The sequence below is a fragment of the Ruminococcus flavefaciens genome (assembly GCF_900116855.1).
GTDB lineage: Bacteria > Bacillota > Clostridia > Oscillospirales > Ruminococcaceae > Ruminococcus > Ruminococcus flavefaciens_R.
On record NZ_UETD01000009.1, the window covers coordinates 66,648 to 84,296 of the forward strand.

The following is a 17,649-nucleotide window of genomic DNA, read 5'->3' on the forward strand; positions in this document are numbered from 1 at the left end:
TTTCTATTTTGCAATACTTTATTGTGGTAAATTTTCAATTTTGGTCGTTTTTGTGCCATATCCACAAAATGTGCCGATCGATTTGTGCAGACTGCTGTATCGGTTTTTATTTACTTAATTATATTGTTAACGTCCGTTTACGCAGTCATCAGGCACTTATCCCGCACTTCGCGACAATTTCATCTCTTTATCCGCAAGTTTTTTATCGGTTTTGTATTGATTTTCCCTTCGGAATGTTATATAATATATTCAATCGGTAAAAGCCGATACCTCAGGAGGGGATCGAATGCTAAAGGCAATATGCTCCTCAAAGGAGCTTACAAATAACAGCTATTACGCCTGCATCAGCGATATCATCGGCTCAAAGCAGGTGCAGGAGCTTAAATCCATCACACATCATATCTCCACCACCCGCTTCCAGCACTGCGTCAACGTGTCATATTACAGCTACATCGTCTGCCGCGTACTGAAGCTCAATGCACGTTCTGCCGCAAGAGCAGGGCTGCTCCACGACCTGTTCTACTATGACAGAAAGGAATACAACTCCGAAAAGATAAAGGGTCAGGCTTCACACAGCAAGCACCACCCCATGATCGCTTCGGAGAACGCTTCCGAGATCACGAAGATCACAAAGCTTGAAAGAGATATGATTGAAAAGCATATGTGGCCAATGACGCGCCCTATGCCGAAATACAAGGAAACTTACATCATCACCATCATCGACAAATACTGTGCAGTCCTCGAATTCTGTGTACCGAAGGTGCAGCGGATAGTACGAAGAAAAGCGCGGTAACATATATTACAGGAGGTATCCCAACAATGAAGATCGAAACCAAATGCCTGCACGCAGGCTACACACCGAAGAATACGGAGCCCAGAGTCGTTCCTATCGTACAGAGTACGACCTATGTATACGACTCGACTGACGATGTGGCAGCCGTATTCGATGACCCCACAAAGAGCCTTATCTACTCAAGATTTGAGAACCCCACAGTTATGGCTGTTGAGGAGAAGATAGCAGCTCTCGAAGGCGGTATCGGCGCCATGTGTACCTCCAGCGGTCAGGCAGCTTCGCTCCTCTCGCTTCTCAATATACTGAAAGCAGGCGACAGCTTCATTTCAGCAGCTACAATCTACGGCGGTACTATCAACCTCTTTGCATATACACTCAAGAAGCTGGGCATCGAGTGCATCTTCGTAGATGCAGACGCTTCCGAGGAGGATATAAGAGCTGCATTCAAGCCCAACACAAAGGCTGTTTTCGGCGAGACTCTCGCCAATCCCGCACTCTCTGTTTTCGATATCGAGAAATTCGCCAAGATAGCTCACGAGAACAAGGTGCCCCTCATCATCGACAACACCTTCCCCACCCCTATCCTTTGCAGACCCTTTGAGTACGGTGCGGATATCGTTATCCACTCCACCACAAAGTACATGGACGGTCATGCTGTTCAGGGCGGCGGCGTTATCGTTGACTCGGGCAACTTTGACTGGACAAACGGAAACTTCCCCGAGTTCACAGAGCCCGATGAGAGCTATCACGGCACCATCTATACAAAGGCTTACGGCAAGGCTGCTTACATCGTAAAGGCAAGAATGCAGCTCATGAGAGACTTCGGCTGCTATCCGTCAGCTCAGTCCGCATTCTACCTCAATCTTGGTCTTGAGACACTCCACATCCGTATGAAGCAGTACTGCGAAAATGCAATGAAGGTGGCTGAGTATCTGGAAGCCAACGAGCACGTTGAGTCTGTAAACTACCCTGCTCTCGCAGGAAACAAATACCACGAGCTTGCTAAGAAGTACCTCCCCGACGGTACCAGCGGAGTTATCTCCTTCATCATAAAGGGCGGCAGGAGCACAGCTGTAAAGTTCATGGACTCTCTCAAGCTCGCATCCAACGAGGTACACGTTGCAGATATCCGTACCTGCGTTCTTCACCCTGCAAGCGCTACTCACCGTCAGCTCACTGACGAGCAGCTCGTTGCAGCAGGCATAAACGGCGGTCTTATCAGACTCTCCGTTGGTCTCGAGAACGTTGACGATATCATCGACGACCTCCGTCAGGCTTTTGCGGCTATTGACTGATACTCTTTGTTTTGCCACCAGTAAAAGAGGTAATCATTATGAAAACTATCATCGTATATTCATCGCAGACAGGTTTTACCAAAAAATATTCCGAATGGCTGGCAGAAGAACTGGGCGGAGAGACCATTTCCGTCAAGGAAGCTTCAAAAAAGGACGACGATTTCTTTGACAGCTTTGACGCTATCGTCTACGGCGGCTGGGTCGCTGTTGAAAAGATACATAAGCTGGACTGGTTCACAAGCAGAATGGCAAAATGGCGCGGCAAGAAGCTGGCGGTATTCTGCACGGGAGCAAGTCCTGCTACATACTCAGGCGTCAATACCCTGCTTGACAAGGCTCTCAATGACGAACAGGAAAAATACGCAAAGGTTTTCTACTGTCCCGGCGGACTGGATTACAGCAAGATGTCGCTGGGCTCGAAAATGCTCATGAAGACCTTTTCCGCCATGCTCAAGGGCAAGAAAAACAAGACCGAGGACGAAAAGGCTATGGCTGAACACGTTTCGGCTTCCTGCGATATGACTGACAGGAAGTACCTTGCCCCCATCATAGAATATCTCAGAAAATAAAGCAGTCCCCCGAGTGCTCACAGCAGCATTCGGGGGCTTTTGTTTTATCAGATCACAACAGTAAATCGGAATTTATATTTGTAGGGGACGCCGCCCTCGGCGTCCCGCGAAATTTATTACACGCCCAACGGGACGCCGAGGGCGGCGTCCCCTACATTAGCTAACGGCTAAGGGCTAAGGGCTCAAATCAAAATTTAGCAAATCTAAATTATGATTTATATTAGTACTCATTACATCATTTCGCTGATTTAATAAAAAGAAACGCCATAGTACTTCCGACCACAAATCAGAAATACTATGGCTAAAACTTCTGTATCAGTACGATTTCTTCAGTCTTTTCTGAAAAGCTCTCTGAGCACCATCGCTCCGCCTGCCGCGGTAAGTCCGAACATTACTATGAATGTGAATGCGTTGGACCTTACCCAGTGGAGCCGAGTGGTCAGCATTACGCTCAGCAGCACTATCACTATGCCGATGGAAAGCACTATCCAGCCGTATATCTTCTTGTCCATCAGGAAAAGCATGGCTATTCCTATGATTATCGGAAGCATTATGAGCCCGTTTGCAAGATGGAAGCCGCCGAAACTGAAAATATGTCCGCCGTAGCCCCATGAGCTTGTGACCTCGATATTCTGGAATATCATGAACAAGCCGCCGCCCAGAAGAAGCAGTCCCACAAAGAAGCTGAGAAGCCTGCTGCCCTCACTCTTTGAAGATACCGAATTCACGCTCTTGCGGGTCTCAAGAAGCTCCTTGTACATTTTATCCAGTTCATTGTCTTTGTTTGTCTTTGGCATAATACCGCCCCCTATATCAATATTACAAGTATATTATACACGACACCCTGTCCGATGTCAAGTATATCGCGGAAAATTCATCCTTTTTTCATCTTTCCCGAATGCTGTCGGAAACGGTATTCCGCGGCAATATGAAAGTTTTATGAAAATAACTCCACTCTCTTGACAAAGCATAGTAAATAAAGTATAATATAGTTTGAATGATTTGAAAATGATTATCAAATTCAAAAAAGTGAGGGATATTATGGCGTTTTTAAGGAGGCTTTTTTCCATAGCTGCTGCGGCGGCAGCTGCCGCTCTGGTGCTGACGGGTTGCAGCAGTCACTCAGGAAACAGCGGCAAGCTCAGTATTGTCTGCGTTTCGTTCCCCGAGTACGACTGGACAAGGCAGATAGTGGGCAGCAGCGACGGTGCGGAGGTAACATATCTCCTCGGCAGCGGCATTGACCTTCATAACTATCAGCCCAGCGCCAAGGATATAATGACCATATCTGACTGCGATATATTCATGTATGTGGGCGGAGAGTCCGACAGCTGGGCGAAGGATGCCCTGAAGGAGGTAAACTCCAAGGATACCAAGGTCATAAAGCTCATGGACGTCCTCGGACAGAACGTCAAGGAGGAAGAGCATAAGGAGGGCATGGAGCCCGAGGAAGAAGACGGACACCACGGCGAGCCCGAATACGACGAGCACGTCTGGCTCTCGCTGAAAAACGCCGAGGTCATCTGCAATGAGATATGCGATGTGCTCTGCGAAAAGGACAGCGCCAACGCCGATACCTACCGTGAAAACCTCCGCAGCTACACCGAAAAGCTTGAGGCTTTGGACGAGGAATACACCGAAATGGCAGACAGTGCCGAAACAAGGACCATTCTTTTCGGGGACAGGTTTCCCTTCCGCTATCTCTGTGATGATTATGACATAGACTACTACGCCGCCTTTGCAGGCTGCTCAGCCGAGACCGCCGCAAGCTTCGAGACCGTTGCAAAGCTGTCGGAAAAGCTGAACGAAAAGGAACTGGATACAGTCTTTATCATCGAAAACTCCGATGACTCCATTGCGCGGTCAATAATCAGCAACTCCGGACGCAGCGGCGTGTCCATCGAAACTCTCAATTCGATACAATCGGTGACTCAGAAGGATATCGATAACGGAGCCACCTACCTTTCAATTATGGAATCAAATCTCGGAACACTAAAGAAGGTGCTTGATTAAAATGGGTGCATTACTGAAATGCGAAAACGTCTCTCTCGGATACGAGGGAGACGTTGTTACGAAAAACCTCAACTTCACCGTCAGCAGCGGCGATTACCTCTGCATTGTCGGTGAGAACGGCTCGGGAAAGAGTACGCTCATAAAGGCTATCCTCGGGCTGAAACCGCCTATCAGCGGAACTATCTCCCTCTGCGGAGATGTGGGCAGGAACGAGATAGGCTATCTCCCACAGCAGACCATGGTACAGAGAGACTTCCCCGCCTCGGTGCGTGAGATAGTTCTCTCGGGCTGCATGAACCGCTGCGGCTTCCGACCTTTCTACAACAAGGAAGAAAAGAAGCTGGCTCACGATATGATGCGAAGACTGGAAATAGAGCCCCTCGCAAAACGCTGTTACAGAGAGCTTTCGGGCGGTCAGCAGCAGAGAGTGCTCCTTGCAAGAGCTCTGTGCGCCGCAAGAAAGATGATACTCCTCGACGAGCCGGTAACAGGTCTCGACCCCAAGGCTACAAATGAGATGTACGAGCTTATCGACAGTCTCAACAAAAAGGACAAGATAACCGTTATCATGGTCTCACACGATATGAACGCCGCTGTAAGATATGCTTCACATATACTCCATGTGGGCAGAAAGCAGCTTTTCTTCGGCACCAAGGAGGACTACCTGACCAGCAAGACAGGTCAGGCGTTCCTGGCAGTTATGGGAGGTGATGAGGATGAGTGATATGCTTTCCACGCTCCATGATTACTTCCAGCACCCCTTTATAAGATACGCTCTTATAGTTGGTCTGCTCATCGCTCTCTGCTCGTCGCTGCTGGGCGTTACCCTCGTCATGAAGCGCTTTTCCTTCATCGGCGACGGTCTCTCACACGTTGCCTTCGGAGCTATGGCAGTCGCCACAGTCACAGGCATCACCAACAATATGCTCATTATCATGCCCATTACCATCATATCGGCGGTACTTCTGCTGAGAACGGGCAATAACACCAAGATAAAAGGTGACGCTGCCGTCGCCATGATATCCGTGGGAGCCCTTGCACTGGGCTATATGCTCATGAATATCGCCGCAAGAAGCGGTAACGGCAGAACTACCAGCAACGTCACCGCAGATGTGTGCAGCACACTTTTCGGCTCCACATCCATCCTTACGCTGTCTCTTACCGATGTGTGGATATGTATTGCCATGTCGGTAATCGTAGTGACGGTGTTCCTTGTATTCTACAACAAGATATTCGCGGTCACCTTCGATGAGAGCTTCGCAAAGGCTACGGGAGTACGCGCGGATATGTACAATCTCCTCATTGCCATAGTCATCGCAGTCATCATCGTTATCGCCATGAAATTCGTTGGCTCACTGCTCATATCGGCGCTGATAATCTTCCCTGCACTGTCAGCAATGAGAGTTTTCAAGAGCTTCAGAAGCGTTATCATCTGCTCTGTGGTCATCTCGCTTTTCTGTGCGGCAAGCGGAATAATCATCTCCATCATCGCAGGAACTCCCGTGGGCTCCACCATAGTTTCCGCGGATATATGCGTATTCTTCCTGTTCTGCCTTATCTCACTGGTACTCAGGAGGGGAAGAAAATGAGAAAAGCCGCTGTTATCGCTTTGCTCTGCATTCTTTGCGGAGCTGCCTGCGCCTGCGGAGACAAGACTGCGGTCTCACAGTCCGAGAGCAAGGTAGAAATAGTCACCGATGCTTCGGGCAAAAAGATCGACCTTGACCTGACGACCATGAGCAGCACCATGATATACAGTACTGTGTCAAACATGATGATGTCCCCCGACTCCTATCTGGGTCAGTATATTAAGCTTGAGGGACAGTTCTCCGTATATCACGACAAGGGCGGCGACAAGTATATCTTCTCCGCCATAATCCCCGACGCCACAGCCTGCTGCTCGCAGGGTATAGAGTTTGTCCTCGACGGAAGCTACAAGTACCCCGACGACTATCCCGAGGAGGGCACTACCATTACCGTTACGGGTGATTTCAATGTCTATGACGAGTACGGCTTCAAGTACTGCCAGCTCCAGAACGCCGCAATGTCCGTCAGCGAGGAATAAAGCCGCCATTACCGGCGTGCTGATACATAAGTTTAAAGCCATAGTATTTCTGATGTACGGTCAGAAGTACTATGGTTTTTTTATTGACGGTAAAGGATGTTTTCACTGACATAAATCATAATTTAGCGCGTAGTCGCTAAGTTGATAGTTGAAAGTTGAGAGTTGAGAGTTAATGTGTTCGCTTCGCTCACAATATTTAAATATTGTCGCCGCAGGCGACTCCACAACTTTCAACTCTAAACTCTAAACTCTAAACTTAAATCATAATTTAGCGGAGCTAAATTATGATTTAGCTGCTGCGCACAAGATTTGCCCTGCCAATTTATTATCCCCCGTCTTGACAAGGTGCTATGAAATGTGATACAATTAATGTGTATATTTCACACAGTAGAACCCGTCTGTCTCAGACACATCCCAATAATAAACCTTCAGCAAAGGGAGACTCCGAATTCCAACTGTAAAATATAAATCTTATCACTATAAGGAGGTCGCGCTATGGAGACTATCAATGAGATCGCAGCACGCATCCGTGAGCTGCGCGAGGTCTGTGACTATTCACAGGAGAAGCTTGCAGAGGAGCTTGGTCTTACCACAGAGCAGTATGCAGGCTATGAAACAAATGGTGATTTTCCAATAAGCGTAATCTATGAGATCGCAAATAAGTTCGGCGTGGATTTCAACGAGCTCGTCACAGGTGAGCCCAGCCGTATCGACACCTTCCAGGTCGTCCGCCGCGGCAAGGGCAGAAGCATCAGCCGTTATGAGGGCTATCGCTTCAAGGATCTGGCTTTCCGCTATGCGGATAAGGTCATGCAGCCCCTCCTGGTCACACTTGAGCCTTCCGATGAGCCCGCTAAGCTGGTCACACATACAGGTCAGGAATTCAACCTCGTCCTTAAAGGCACTGTTGCCGTGGTATTCGAGGATAAGGAGATCATCCTCAATGAGGGCGATTCTATATACTTCAACCCCACATATCCCCACGGACAGCGCTGCGTCGGAGACAGTAAAGCAAGATTTCTGACAGTTATAGCTGAATAATTTCGCTTTTTCAAGCATAAGCAAAGGAGTTTTTACTGAAATGCTTTTAGACCGTTATCTTCCCCGTATAGAATTTGATTCCTACGAGGATTTCAAGGAAAATTACAGGGTAAATGTTCCCGAGGACTTTAACTTCGGCTGGGACATCGTTGATGAATGGGCTAAGCAGGAGCCCGAAAAGAAGGCTCTTGTATGGCTCAGCCACGACAAAAAGGAGCGCACTTTCACTTTTACCGATATATCAAAGCTCTCAAATCAGACCTGCCACTACTTCCGCAGTCTGGGTCTCAAAAAGGGCGACGTTGTGCTTCTTATCCTCCGCCGCCGCTGGGAGTACTGGGTAATTGCCACCGCTCTCCATAAGCTGGGCGTAATTCTTATCCCCGGTAATCTTCTCTTTACCACACACGATATCGCTTACCGCGGCAATATGGCAGGTATCTCAGCCATCATCGCCTGCGATGACGAGTACATACGCGGTCAGATAGACGCAGCTGCTCCCCAGATAGAGACACTGCGCAAGAAGATCGCTGTTGCAGAGCCCCGTGAGGGCTGGGACTTCTTCGAGGACGAGATCGCCAAGTTCCCCGACACCTTTGAGCGTCCCACAGGCGATGAGGCTACCAAGGCCACCGATACCATGCTCATCTACTTCACATCGGGCTCAACAGGTATGCCCAAGATGGTATGCCACAACTTCGCACACCCTCTGGGTCATATAGTTACCGCTAAATACTGGCACCAGGTACAGGAGAACAAGCTCCATATGTCCATTTCCGACTCAGGCTGGGCTAAGTTCGGCTGGGGCAAGATCTACGGACAGTGGATCTGCGGTGCTATACAGTTCGCCTATGACTTCACAGGCAGATTCAACGCCAAGGACATTCTCGAGGTAATCAGCCACTACAAGCTGACTACATTCTGCGCTCCTCCTACAATGTACCGCTTTATGCTGCAGGAGGACATGACAAAGTACGATCTTTCATCAATACAGAACTTCTGCAATGCGGGCGAGCCCCTCAATCCTGAGGTATTCAACCGTATCTATGAGCTCACGGGCAAGAAAATGCGTGAGGGCTTCGGTCAGACCGAGGGAACCGTTCTCATCGCTAACTTCCCGTGGATAGACCCCAAGCCCGGCTCAACAGGAAAGCCTTCTCCCCTTTACAATATCCACCTGCTCCGTCCCGACGGTACAGAGTGCGAGGACGGTGAAGAGGGCAGTATCATGGTATGCGGCATAGATAAAGAACGTCCCACAGGTCTTTTCTGCGGCTACTACAAGAACCCCGAGCTGACCGAGGCTGTTCTCGGCGGCGAGAACTACGACACAGGCGACGTTGCATGGCGTGATTCCAAGGGCTATTACTGGTTCGTCGGAAGAAATGACGACGTTATCAAGTGCTCAGGCTACCGTATAGGACCCTTTGAGGTAGAGAGCGCACTCCTTACACACCCTGCTGTTGTTGAGTCCGCAATCACAGGTGCTCCCGACCCCATCAGAGGTCAGGTAGTAAAGGCAACCGTCGTTCTTGCTGAGGGCTACACTCCCTCTCCCGAGCTGACAAAGGAGCTTCAGGATCACGTTAAGCACGAGACTGCACCCTATAAGTATCCCCGTGTCATCGAGTATGTCAAGGAGCTTCCCAAGACTCTCGGCGGCAAGATAAAGCGTGCTCAGATACGCCATCAGGACGAGGAAAATTCTGCAAAATAATCACAAACTATCGCCCGATCGTATATGGTCGGGCGTTTCTGCTATAAGGAGGGACAATGAGAAAGCTTTTAATAGTTGAAGGACTTCCCTGCTCGGGAAAAAGCACGGTATCAAAGCATATCGCCGAAGTGCTGGGTATGGAATTCACCGACGAGGGCAGCGGAGATCACCCTGCGGACTATGAATTTCACGCATTCCTCAGCGAAAGTGAGCTTGCGGAGTTTCAGTCCGAAGAACGGGAGCTGATATCTGCCGCTGCCGAAAAGCGCTGCGGTGGATATGTAGTCCCTATCGGCGGCTTCAGCGGAGCCCTCTTTGACAGGCTCCTCGCCCATAAGATATACGACTTTCTCCCGTGGGAGACCGAAAAGCCCATCATGCTGGACAAGTGGCGAAGCTTTGCCGAAAGCGCCGCAAGCTCCGCAGGTCATGTTTTCAACTGCGTTTTCCTCCAGAACCCCATGTGCGAGACCATGATGAGGTTCGGCTTTGACAGCTCCGTATCCGAGGAGTACATCAGGGAGATATATGATATTATCCGTCCGCTGGAGCCCTTTGTGGTCTATCTGAAAACCGACAGTATCGCTGCGGAGGTAAAGAGGGCTGTCCCTGAGCGCGGTGAGGAATGGTTAAACGGTGTCATTGATTACCACTGCGGAGGTGAATACGGAAAGTCTCTCGGACTCAGCGGCTTTGAGGGCTACATTTCTGCTCTTGAGGAGCGTCAGCACCGTGAGCTGGCTATTCTCGGACATCTCGGTATCGACAGCATTATCATCGGAAACTTCAAAAATGACAGTCAAAAGGCTTACGATGAGATACTTGCGGCGATCTTCGCAAAATAATCAGAAACTTACGGGGAATACCCCGTTTTCTCACAAGCGCCTGCGTAATCTACAAGTAATATGGGGGTGGCAAATATGAATTCTGATGCGCATCAAATCATATCCCGTGTCTATGAGGCAAAAACAGACAGCCACGCGGCAGATCAGCTGATCTCGGATTATATGCCATTCATCAAGTCCGAAACAGCAAGGTTTATCAACCGTCCGCCAGATAAGAGCGACGATGAGCTGAGTATAGCTATGTTCGCCTTCTATGAAGCGATACAGAACTACTCCCGTCTGCGCGGCTCTTTCCTGAAATTTGCGGCACTGCATATAAGGAACCGCCTCATCGACAACTACAGAAAAGAAAAGAGAAATAAAGGACAGATATCTCTTGATGTCTCCGAGGACGACAAGACCGACCTCAGGGAAACTATCCGCGATGACTACGACGCATACGAGGAAAATGAGCTCCGCGAAGCCACACAGCATGAAATAGCCGAGCTCTCTGCCCAGATGCAGGAATTCGGTGTGTCCATGAGCGATGTCGCTGATAATTCTCCCAGACAGAGGCGAACTCTCGAAAGCTGTCAGAGGGCTGTCCACTATGCAAGAAGCAACCCCGATATTCTTGAGGATTTCCTCAGAACAAAGCGTGTCCCGCTGGCTAAGCTGGCTGAGGGCGCAGATGTGGAGAGAAAGACCCTTGAAAGACACAGGCGCTATCTGGTGGCTGTGCTCCTGATCTGCACCAACGGCTATGAGATAATGCGCGGACACATCATGCAGGTACTTAAAGGTGGTGAGAAAACATGAAATATATTGTTATGGAATGTAATAAGGGTTATGCTGTACTCATGGACGAGGAGTCAAGGTTTGTAAAGGCTGCCGACCTCAGCTATGAGGTGGGACAGACTGTCACCGATCCACTTATCATGAACAGCGATGAACACCGCGCAAGAAAGATCACTCTTCATATCAGCCGCGCTGTTGCAGTTGCAGCCTGCCTTGTGCTTATGGTATCGGCAGGTTCAATATACTACTCCCGTAACCTGAAGCCTCACTCCACAGTACTCATCTCATCAGACGCCAACATAAGACTCGAACTCAACAAAAAAGGCAAGGTTCTCCATATCAGATGTGATGACAGTATAGGCAAGGAATTACTGAAGGACTACGACGGAAAGGGCAAGGATATGCTCACCGTTGCAAATGATATACTTGAGCTTGAAAAAGAAAAAGGTGTGATCTCCGAGGGAGACACAGTGGACTTCTATATAGAGTCCGACAGCTCAAAGGACTATGATACTTACAGAAACAATGTCAAAAAGGGCATTGCGGATATCAATATAAATGTAAAGGGACTTGACAGCTTCAAGCCCGAGGACAAGGCAAAGCCCGAGCCTGCGGTAAAGCCTGATCCTGCAAAGGACGTCAAAGCTCCCGAGGCACCAAAGCCTCCCACGCAGGGCGAAAAGCTCCCCGAGCCACCTGCACCCCCTGCCGCTGAACCGGCAGCTCCCGCAGAACCGCCTGCTCCTCCGAAGGGAGAGGTCAAGCAGCCGGCAGAGGTAAAGGAACCTCCTGCACCTCCAGCTCCTGCAAACGATCCCGAGCCGCCCAAGGAGGCTGACAAGCCTGCCGAGGGTGAAAAGCCGGAGCCGCCCAAGCCCGATGACGGTGCCGAACCGCCCAAACCGGAGGTACACCACGAAGCGGCTCCGCCAAAGGCAGTTCCTCATGCAGCTGCTCCTGTGGCAGATGCAGCTGTCACCATGGAAGATGTACATATAGACCCCATGGCTGACGAACCAAAGAAAGATATCATAACAGGTGAAGCGGAACTTGTTCATCCCGCTCCGCCTGCTCCCCTCCCCCCTGAGAAAACATGAATATATAGACAGAGGCACAGGACGTCACCGTAAGGCGTCCTGTGCTTCATTTTTATGCAATATACCGTCAATTGCAGACCGCAAAAAATATTTTCGGAAATTTTTTTCATATCACCCCTCTTTTTTTCATCCTGCTCCGTATCCTGTTAATGTAACACAAAACAGGTGTTCAACTCCCCGTCAATGAGGAGTAAAATAAATCATGTAAAGGAGTAATCAATCATGAAAAACAAGAAGCAAATTCTCGCTGCAATCGCTGCTATGTCTGTTCTCTCATCTGTAGCAGGACTTAACACATTTGCTGCAAACGAGAAAACAGAAGAGACAGCTGTAACAGTTGCAGCTGAGGAAACAACAGAGGCTGTTGAGGAAGCAACCGAAGCTGTTGAGGATGCAACAGAGGCTGCTCCCGTAGTAGAGGAAGACGGCGAAAAGCCTGAGCCCCCTGCACCGCCCGTAGCTCCCGAGGAAGACGGCGAGAAGCCCGAGCCCCCTGCAGCTCCCGAGGAAGACGCTGAGAAGCCTGCTAAGCCCATCGTTCTCGATGTAACTGATCTCCTCGATCAGATCCGCAGCTTCATCGACGCTAACAAGATCGATATCCTCACAGATGATATCATCGAAAACTGGGACAACATCAAGAAGGTAGATGTTCACTTCGACACAAACGAGAAGCCCGAGGCAGTTGAGACAACTGAGGACGGCGAAGTGGCTGAGAAGCCCGCTAAGCCCGCAGGCGGTCCTACTGTTCTCAATGTAACAGACCTGTTCAACAGCTTCCGCGGCATCATCGACATCAACGACCTCGACTTCGTTACTGACGAGCTCAAGGATCAGATAGAGAACGTTAAGGACGTAACTGTTCACGTTCACTTCGCTAAGGCTGATGGCGAGAAGCCTGAGCCGCCCGTACCGCCCGTAGCTCCCGAGGACGGCGAGAAGCCCGAGCCTCCTGCTCCTCCTGTTGCTATCGAAGATGGCGAGAAGCCTGAGCCTCCCGCACCGCCCGTAGCTCCCGAGGACGGTGAAAAGCCCGAGCCTCCTGCTCCTCCTGTTGCACCTGCTGACGGCGAGAAGCCCGAGCCCCCTGCTCCTCCTGTAGCTCCCGAGGCACCCAAGGGTCCCGCACATGAGCACCTTGGTCCCAAGGAGAGAGAAGCTCTCAAGGCTGCACAGGCAGAGGCTGAGTCTGCAACAGAGGCTTCAGCAGAGACTGAGACAGCTGAATAATAAACTTATCCATACATAATTGTTCTTTCCCGTAACGGGATTCCCCATAGAGCAATTGAATTTCCATCCAATCCCCTTTTACCCCTTTAACGCTGCACCCCCGTAACAGTGCAGCTTAAATGAAACAAAGGCGCCGCAGAAGCCCGTTCTTGCGGCGCTCTTTTTATGCCCTCACGAAAAATATATGAAATGATACAAAACTGCACCTGCCTTTCGGGAGTCGTTTGTACTTCATTGATGATTTTTCGGGAAAGTCCCGTATATTCACACATCCGTCACAAATCACTGTTATAATATCCTTGTATCTTATCCGTGTACTCGGAAAGGTAACATCTTTTAAGGAGAAAATAGAATATGAAGAACACTGTTTCAACTCTGCTGAAGCAGAAGCAATCAGGTGACAAGATCACGATGCTTACTGCTTACGACTACACCACAGCAAAGATCATTGACGAGTGCGGCGTCAACGCTATCCTCATCGGGGACTCCCTCGGTATGGTCATGCTGGGCTATGAGAACACTCTGCCCGTTACCATGGAGGATATGATCCACCATACTGCCGCAGTATCCAGAGGTGCCGAGAATGCCTTCGTTATTGCTGATATGCCCTTCATGTCATATCAGGTAAGCGTTCAGGACGCTGTTATCAACGCAGGAAGGCTCATCAAGGAGGGCGGTGCAAACGCTGTAAAGCTGGAGGGCGGCGCGGAAGTCTGCGACCAGATAAGAGCTATTGTAAATGCATCCATTCCCGTTGTTGCACACCTCGGACTCACTCCCCAGTCGGTCAACGCCTTCGGCGGCTTCAAGGTACAGGGCAAGAGCCTTGACAAGGCAAGAAAGCTCATCGCCGATGCTCTCGAAATTCAGGAGGCAGGCGCCTGTGCAGTAGTTCTGGAGGGTATCCCTGCAAAGCTTGCGGATATCATTACAAAGAAACTGTTCATTCCCACTATCGGTATAGGTGCAGGCAATGGCTGTGACGGTCAGGTGCTCGTATATCAGGATATGCTGGGACTCACAACAGGTCATACACCTAAGTTCGTAAAGCGCTTTGCGGAAGTGGGAGCGCTCATGCGTCAGGGTATCACGGACTACATCAGCGAGACAAAGGAAGGAAGCTTCCCTGCTGATGAGCATACATATGCTGTGGACGATGATGTTATAAACGAGCTTATGAAGGAGTGTGACTGATATGAAAATAGTAAAGACAATAGCGGAAGTACGCGCACAGGTAAAGGAATGGAGAGCTCAGGGGCTCACAGTAGGTCTCGTGCCTACAATGGGCTATCTCCACGAGGGACACGCAAGCCTTATCGATGCCTCTCACAGAGACAACGACAGGACCGTGGTATCGGATTTCGTTAATCCCATGCAGTTCGGTCCCACGGAGGACCTTGAAAGCTATCCCAGAGACATCGACCACGATGCCGCTCTGGTTGAGGCTCACGGCGGCGACCTTATCTTCCATCCCGAGCCTGAGGAGATGTACCACGAGGGTTTCTCATCCTTTGTAGATATGACAGTGCTCACACAGGAGCTCTGCGGTCTCAGCCGTCCCGTACACTTCAGAGGTGTATGCACGGTAGTATCGAAGCTGTTCAATATAGTAAAACCTGACAGAGCCTACTTCGGCAAGAAGGACGCTCAACAGCTGGCTGTTATCCGCCATATGGTCGATGACCTCAACATGGATATAGAAATTATCGGCTGCCCCATAATCCGTGAGGCAGACGGTCTGGCAAAGAGCTCACGAAACACCTACCTCAGCGAAGCCGAGAGAAAGGCAGCTCTGGTGCTCTCAAAGTCCATATTCCTGGGAATGGATATGGTGAAAAAGGGTGAGCGTGACTGCTCCGCTATAATCGCAAGCATGAAAAAGCTCATCGAAGCCGAGCCCCTTGCCCGTATAGATTACGTCAAGATAGTTGACTGTGCCACAATGCAGCAGATAACCTCCCTTGACCGCCCTGCCCTCTGCGCTATCGCCGTTTATATCGGCAGCACACGCCTTATCGACAACTTCTTCACGGAAGACGTATAAGGAGGCGTACATGGAAATATCAATGCTCAAAAGCAAGATACACCGCGCTGTTATCACTCAGGCGGAGCTCAACTACGTCGGCAGCGTCACTATCGACGAGGACCTTATGGACGCCGCAGGTCTCTTTGAGTACGAGCGCGTTCATATCGTCAACGTCAACAGCGGCAGCCGTATCGAGACCTACGTTATCGCAGGCGAGCGCGGAAGCGGTGTTATCTGCCTTAACGGAGCTGCTGCCCGTTCGGGACAAAAGGGCGATCCCGTCATCATAATGTCATATGCGGCTATGACTCCCGAGGAGATAAAGACTCACCGCCCGAAAGTGGTATTCGTGGACGATAAAAATGCGATCGTCAGGGTAGCCGATTACGAAAAGCACGGCGCACTTATGTAAAATAATACGGCACTTTCAAATGAAAGTGCCGTTTCGTTTATTTCTCAAATTCTGATATTATTTCAGCAGGCGGCGCATCTCCGTGTAGTCGCTGTCAGGGTGCTTTTTCTGTGCAAGCTCCACAAGCTTCCGCGATACAGCTCTGTACATCTCACGGTCTGCTCCTGCTTCGATACATTCAAGATGTCTGCGTACAGTCATGACATCGTTGCGCTCAACGGGTCCGGTAAGGGCTTCCGTGGGTCCCACCGCAAGTATCCGCCTGATATTGCTGATTATCAGCGGCTCAAGAGCGCTGAGGGCTTCCTTTTCGGAAAAGCCGCACTTACCCATAAGGGAAAGGCTCTCCGCCGCAAGAGCGCAGACAAGATTGCTCGACACTGCGCAGGCTGCGTGGTATTCGCTCTTTGCACTGCCGCTTATGAGCCGTGTGGGATTGCCCATTTTGTCCAGTATCCCCTTCCACTCAGCCGCAGCCGCCTCGTCGCCCTCTATGCAGAAGAAGGCGTTTTTCAGCTCCCTGTGAGAGTCATACTTGCTGCTGATAGGAAACAAGGGATGAACGGAACAGCCTGCTGCACCGTATCTCCCGATCTCGGGAAAGGCTTCCGCTGCCGAAAGTGCTCCGCTGCAGTGGCAGAGCTGCTTTCCGCCGATGCCCAGCTCTCTGATGGCATAATAGTTCTCCGTTATGGCTCCGTCGGGAACAACTATGAATATAACATCGCTGTCCTTCACAAGCTCAGCCACATTATCGTAGAACTTCGTTCCCGTGAACTTGGCTGCCTCTGCCGATGACTGTACATTGCGGCAGTAATAGCCCGAGACCTCCAGACCGTTCCCGACAAAATACCTGCCGAGGGAAAAGCCAACTTTTCCCGCTCCGATAAATCCGATCTTCATTTTAATATCCTCCTGTGTAACCAAAAATGTTACCCCTTAACTGAATTATATCACATATTTTTCGGATTTACAAGGCTTTTTCCGCTATTTTTAGCAAAATTCTGATGCTTTATCACTTAACTTCATGTTTTTTCAAAAAAATCTTCCGTCCCTGTGTCACGGAAGTCTCAATTTCTGCGAGTATATTTGCAGAGCGTTACAAATGCGCATTGAATTGCTTCGGCAGCCCCGCTGTCAAAGGACGTCTCTCAAAACGAGTTTTTTAGAGATGTCCATAATAAAACGAGGAGGGATCAGATGACAGACCAACAGCTCCGCCGGCTTCTCAGCAGCTCACCCGAAAAAGCCCACAGGCTCATTTTCGATGAGTACTACAACTACGTTTATACTATCGTTTTCAACCGTCTGAGAAGCCTCGGAACTCCCGAGGATATCGACGAATGTATAAGCGATGTTTTTGCGGAGATATTCACCAAGTACAACTCTGAAAGCAGCCACAGCGGCAATATTAAGGGATTTGTTTCCGCCATAGCGCGGAACCGCTCCGTAGATACGTTCAGACGGCTGAACTCAGGCATAAAGGCTTCGGTGTCCCTTGACGCCGATGAGGCTGTGCAGCTCTCCTCCGATGAGAGGATAGACGAGCAGGCAGAAAGGACTGAGACCGCTCACGCTCTGCTTGACGCCGTGAAATCCCTTGGTGAACCCGATTCGACCATTATCATACAGAAATACTACTACGGCAGGAGCTCCGAGGACATAGGCGATATGATAGACATGAAGCCAAATACGGTCCGCAAAAGGCTCAGCCGTGCCCTGAGCAGACTCAGAGACATTCTCAGGGAAGACGATGAAGGAAGGTGAAG

Annotated in this window: 19 protein-coding genes; 17 read left to right on the forward strand and 2 right to left on the reverse strand. The window is 49.9% G+C overall.

Translation table 11 applies throughout. From position 1 onward, the window contains the following. The first annotated feature begins 286 nt into the window (after positions 1-286). Genes DSZ37_RS10455 through DSZ37_RS10465 form a run of 3 tightly spaced genes read left to right on the forward strand, consistent with a single transcriptional unit; the run spans position 287 to position 2,657 of the window. Positions 287-793, forward strand: a complete 507-nt coding sequence (locus DSZ37_RS10455; RefSeq protein WP_109726856.1) for an HD domain-containing protein — start codon at positions 287-289, stop codon at positions 791-793. 26 nt (positions 794-819) lie between these two features. After that, positions 820-2,088 carry an O-acetylhomoserine aminocarboxypropyltransferase/cysteine synthase family protein gene (locus tag DSZ37_RS10460; protein WP_109726857.1) on the forward strand — a complete coding sequence of 423 codons (1,269 nt, stop codon included), beginning with the start codon at positions 820-822 and terminating at the stop codon, positions 2,086-2,088. Between the two features lie 38 nt (positions 2,089-2,126). Beyond that, the gene (locus DSZ37_RS10465) at positions 2,127-2,657 is read left to right on the forward strand and encodes a flavodoxin domain-containing protein (RefSeq protein ID WP_109726858.1); all 531 of its coding nucleotides are present in this window, start codon (positions 2,127-2,129) and stop codon (positions 2,655-2,657) included. Between the two features lie 329 nt (positions 2,658-2,986). On the opposite strand, the gene DSZ37_RS10470 is transcribed toward DSZ37_RS10465, so the two are convergent. Then, positions 2,987-3,454: a hypothetical protein gene (locus DSZ37_RS10470; protein WP_109726859.1), complete on the reverse strand. Its 468-nt coding sequence runs from the start codon at positions 3,452-3,454 to the stop codon at positions 2,987-2,989. A gap of 244 nt (positions 3,455-3,698) precedes the next feature. Between DSZ37_RS10470 and DSZ37_RS10475 the strand changes: the two genes are divergently transcribed. From DSZ37_RS10475 to panD, 13 genes are all read left to right on the forward strand, one after another. Next, complete coding sequence (locus DSZ37_RS10475; protein ID WP_109726860.1) at positions 3,699-4,670, forward strand: metal ABC transporter substrate-binding protein; 972 nt, start codon at positions 3,699-3,701, stop codon at positions 4,668-4,670. Position 4,671: 1 nt separating this feature from the next. Next, positions 4,672-5,394, forward strand: a complete 723-nt coding sequence (locus tag DSZ37_RS10480; protein ID WP_109726861.1) for a metal ABC transporter ATP-binding protein — start codon at positions 4,672-4,674, stop codon at positions 5,392-5,394. Next, positions 5,387-6,259, forward strand: coding sequence for a metal ABC transporter permease (locus DSZ37_RS10485; RefSeq protein ID WP_109726862.1), 873 nt, complete (start codon positions 5,387-5,389; stop codon positions 6,257-6,259). The genes DSZ37_RS10480 and DSZ37_RS10485 overlap by 8 nt, the downstream gene beginning before the upstream one ends. Next, a complete protein-coding gene (locus tag DSZ37_RS10490; RefSeq protein WP_109726863.1) occupies positions 6,256-6,735 on the forward strand; it encodes a hypothetical protein in 480 nt (159 codons plus the stop codon). The genes DSZ37_RS10485 and DSZ37_RS10490 overlap by 4 nt, the downstream gene beginning before the upstream one ends. A gap of 495 nt (positions 6,736-7,230) precedes the next feature. After that, the gene (locus DSZ37_RS10495; protein WP_028521019.1) at positions 7,231-7,776 is read left to right on the forward strand and encodes a helix-turn-helix domain-containing protein; all 546 of its coding nucleotides are present in this window, start codon (positions 7,231-7,233) and stop codon (positions 7,774-7,776) included. A 40-nt stretch (positions 7,777-7,816) separates the two neighbouring features. Then, positions 7,817-9,493, forward strand: a complete 1,677-nt coding sequence (locus tag DSZ37_RS10500; RefSeq protein WP_109726864.1) for an AMP-binding protein — start codon at positions 7,817-7,819, stop codon at positions 9,491-9,493. A 56-nt stretch (positions 9,494-9,549) separates the two neighbouring features. Beyond that, complete coding sequence (locus tag DSZ37_RS10505; protein WP_109726865.1) at positions 9,550-10,338, forward strand: shikimate kinase; 789 nt, start codon at positions 9,550-9,552, stop codon at positions 10,336-10,338. Between the two features lie 75 nt (positions 10,339-10,413). Beyond that, positions 10,414-11,136, forward strand: a complete 723-nt coding sequence (locus DSZ37_RS10510; RefSeq protein ID WP_109726866.1) for a sigma-70 family RNA polymerase sigma factor — start codon at positions 10,414-10,416, stop codon at positions 11,134-11,136. Further along, complete coding sequence (locus DSZ37_RS10515; protein ID WP_109726867.1) at positions 11,133-12,212, forward strand: anti-sigma-I factor RsgI family protein; 1,080 nt, start codon at positions 11,133-11,135, stop codon at positions 12,210-12,212. The genes DSZ37_RS10510 and DSZ37_RS10515 overlap by 4 nt, the downstream gene beginning before the upstream one ends. A 222-nt stretch (positions 12,213-12,434) precedes the next feature. After that, positions 12,435-13,442, forward strand: coding sequence for a hypothetical protein (locus tag DSZ37_RS10520; RefSeq protein WP_109726868.1), 1,008 nt, complete (start codon positions 12,435-12,437; stop codon positions 13,440-13,442). Between the two features lie 354 nt (positions 13,443-13,796). Continuing rightward, a complete protein-coding gene (gene panB, locus DSZ37_RS10525; protein WP_109726869.1) occupies positions 13,797-14,636 on the forward strand; it encodes a 3-methyl-2-oxobutanoate hydroxymethyltransferase in 840 nt (279 codons plus the stop codon). Between the two features lies 1 nt (position 14,637). Continuing rightward, on the forward strand, positions 14,638-15,486 hold the full coding sequence (gene panC / locus DSZ37_RS10530) for a pantoate--beta-alanine ligase (protein WP_109726870.1): 849 nt from the start codon (positions 14,638-14,640) through the stop codon (positions 15,484-15,486). 10 nt (positions 15,487-15,496) lie between these two features. Next, entirely contained in the window at positions 15,497-15,880 is a 384-nt protein-coding gene (gene panD, locus DSZ37_RS10535; RefSeq protein WP_109726871.1) for an aspartate 1-decarboxylase, read from the forward strand. A 57-nt stretch (positions 15,881-15,937) separates the two neighbouring features. Here panD and DSZ37_RS10540 read toward each other — a convergent pair whose 3' ends face one another. Further along, positions 15,938-16,783 carry a Rossmann-like and DUF2520 domain-containing protein gene (locus DSZ37_RS10540; RefSeq protein ID WP_109726872.1) on the reverse strand — a complete coding sequence of 282 codons (846 nt, stop codon included), beginning with the start codon at positions 16,781-16,783 and terminating at the stop codon, positions 15,938-15,940. Positions 16,784-17,080: 297 nt separating this feature from the next. On the opposite strand from DSZ37_RS10540, the gene DSZ37_RS10545 reads away from it, so the two are divergent. Then, positions 17,081-17,647: an RNA polymerase sigma factor gene (locus tag DSZ37_RS10545; RefSeq protein WP_109726873.1), complete on the forward strand. Its 567-nt coding sequence runs from the start codon at positions 17,081-17,083 to the stop codon at positions 17,645-17,647. Positions 17,648-17,649 lie beyond the last annotated feature (2 nt).

Excerpts from the sequence above, each read along its gene's own strand:
- DSZ37_RS10510 (WP_109726866.1), top strand. The coding sequence starts at position 10,414 with ATGAATTCTGATGCGCATCAAATCATATCCCGTGTCTATGAGGCAAAA.
- DSZ37_RS10485 (WP_109726862.1), top strand. The coding sequence starts at position 5,387 with ATGAGTGATATGCTTTCCACGCTCCATGATTACTTCCAGCACCCCTTT.
- panB (WP_109726869.1), top strand. The coding sequence starts at position 13,797 with ATGAAGAACACTGTTTCAACTCTGCTGAAGCAGAAGCAATCAGGTGAC.
- panD (WP_109726871.1), top strand. The coding sequence starts at position 15,497 with ATGGAAATATCAATGCTCAAAAGCAAGATACACCGCGCTGTTATCACT.
- DSZ37_RS10515 (WP_109726867.1), top strand. The coding sequence starts at position 11,133 with ATGAAATATATTGTTATGGAATGTAATAAGGGTTATGCTGTACTCATG.
- DSZ37_RS10500 (WP_109726864.1), top strand. The coding sequence starts at position 7,817 with ATGCTTTTAGACCGTTATCTTCCCCGTATAGAATTTGATTCCTACGAG.
- DSZ37_RS10460 (WP_109726857.1), top strand. The coding sequence starts at position 820 with ATGAAGATCGAAACCAAATGCCTGCACGCAGGCTACACACCGAAGAAT.
- DSZ37_RS10505 (WP_109726865.1), top strand. The coding sequence starts at position 9,550 with ATGAGAAAGCTTTTAATAGTTGAAGGACTTCCCTGCTCGGGAAAAAGC.
- DSZ37_RS10495 (WP_028521019.1), top strand. The coding sequence starts at position 7,231 with ATGGAGACTATCAATGAGATCGCAGCACGCATCCGTGAGCTGCGCGAG.
- DSZ37_RS10475 (WP_109726860.1), top strand. The coding sequence starts at position 3,699 with ATGGCGTTTTTAAGGAGGCTTTTTTCCATAGCTGCTGCGGCGGCAGCT.
- DSZ37_RS10490 (WP_109726863.1), top strand. The coding sequence starts at position 6,256 with ATGAGAAAAGCCGCTGTTATCGCTTTGCTCTGCATTCTTTGCGGAGCT.
- DSZ37_RS10465 (WP_109726858.1), top strand. The coding sequence starts at position 2,127 with ATGAAAACTATCATCGTATATTCATCGCAGACAGGTTTTACCAAAAAA.
- DSZ37_RS10470 (WP_109726859.1), bottom strand. The coding sequence starts at position 3,454 with ATGCCAAAGACAAACAAAGACAATGAACTGGATAAAATGTACAAGGAG.
- DSZ37_RS10540 (WP_109726872.1), bottom strand. The coding sequence starts at position 16,783 with ATGAAGATCGGATTTATCGGAGCGGGAAAAGTTGGCTTTTCCCTCGGC.
- DSZ37_RS10455 (WP_109726856.1), top strand. The coding sequence starts at position 287 with ATGCTAAAGGCAATATGCTCCTCAAAGGAGCTTACAAATAACAGCTAT.
- panC (WP_109726870.1), top strand. The coding sequence starts at position 14,638 with ATGAAAATAGTAAAGACAATAGCGGAAGTACGCGCACAGGTAAAGGAA.
- DSZ37_RS10520 (WP_109726868.1), top strand. The coding sequence starts at position 12,435 with ATGAAAAACAAGAAGCAAATTCTCGCTGCAATCGCTGCTATGTCTGTT.
- DSZ37_RS10480 (WP_109726861.1), top strand. The coding sequence starts at position 4,672 with ATGGGTGCATTACTGAAATGCGAAAACGTCTCTCTCGGATACGAGGGA.
- DSZ37_RS10545 (WP_109726873.1), top strand. The coding sequence starts at position 17,081 with ATGACAGACCAACAGCTCCGCCGGCTTCTCAGCAGCTCACCCGAAAAA.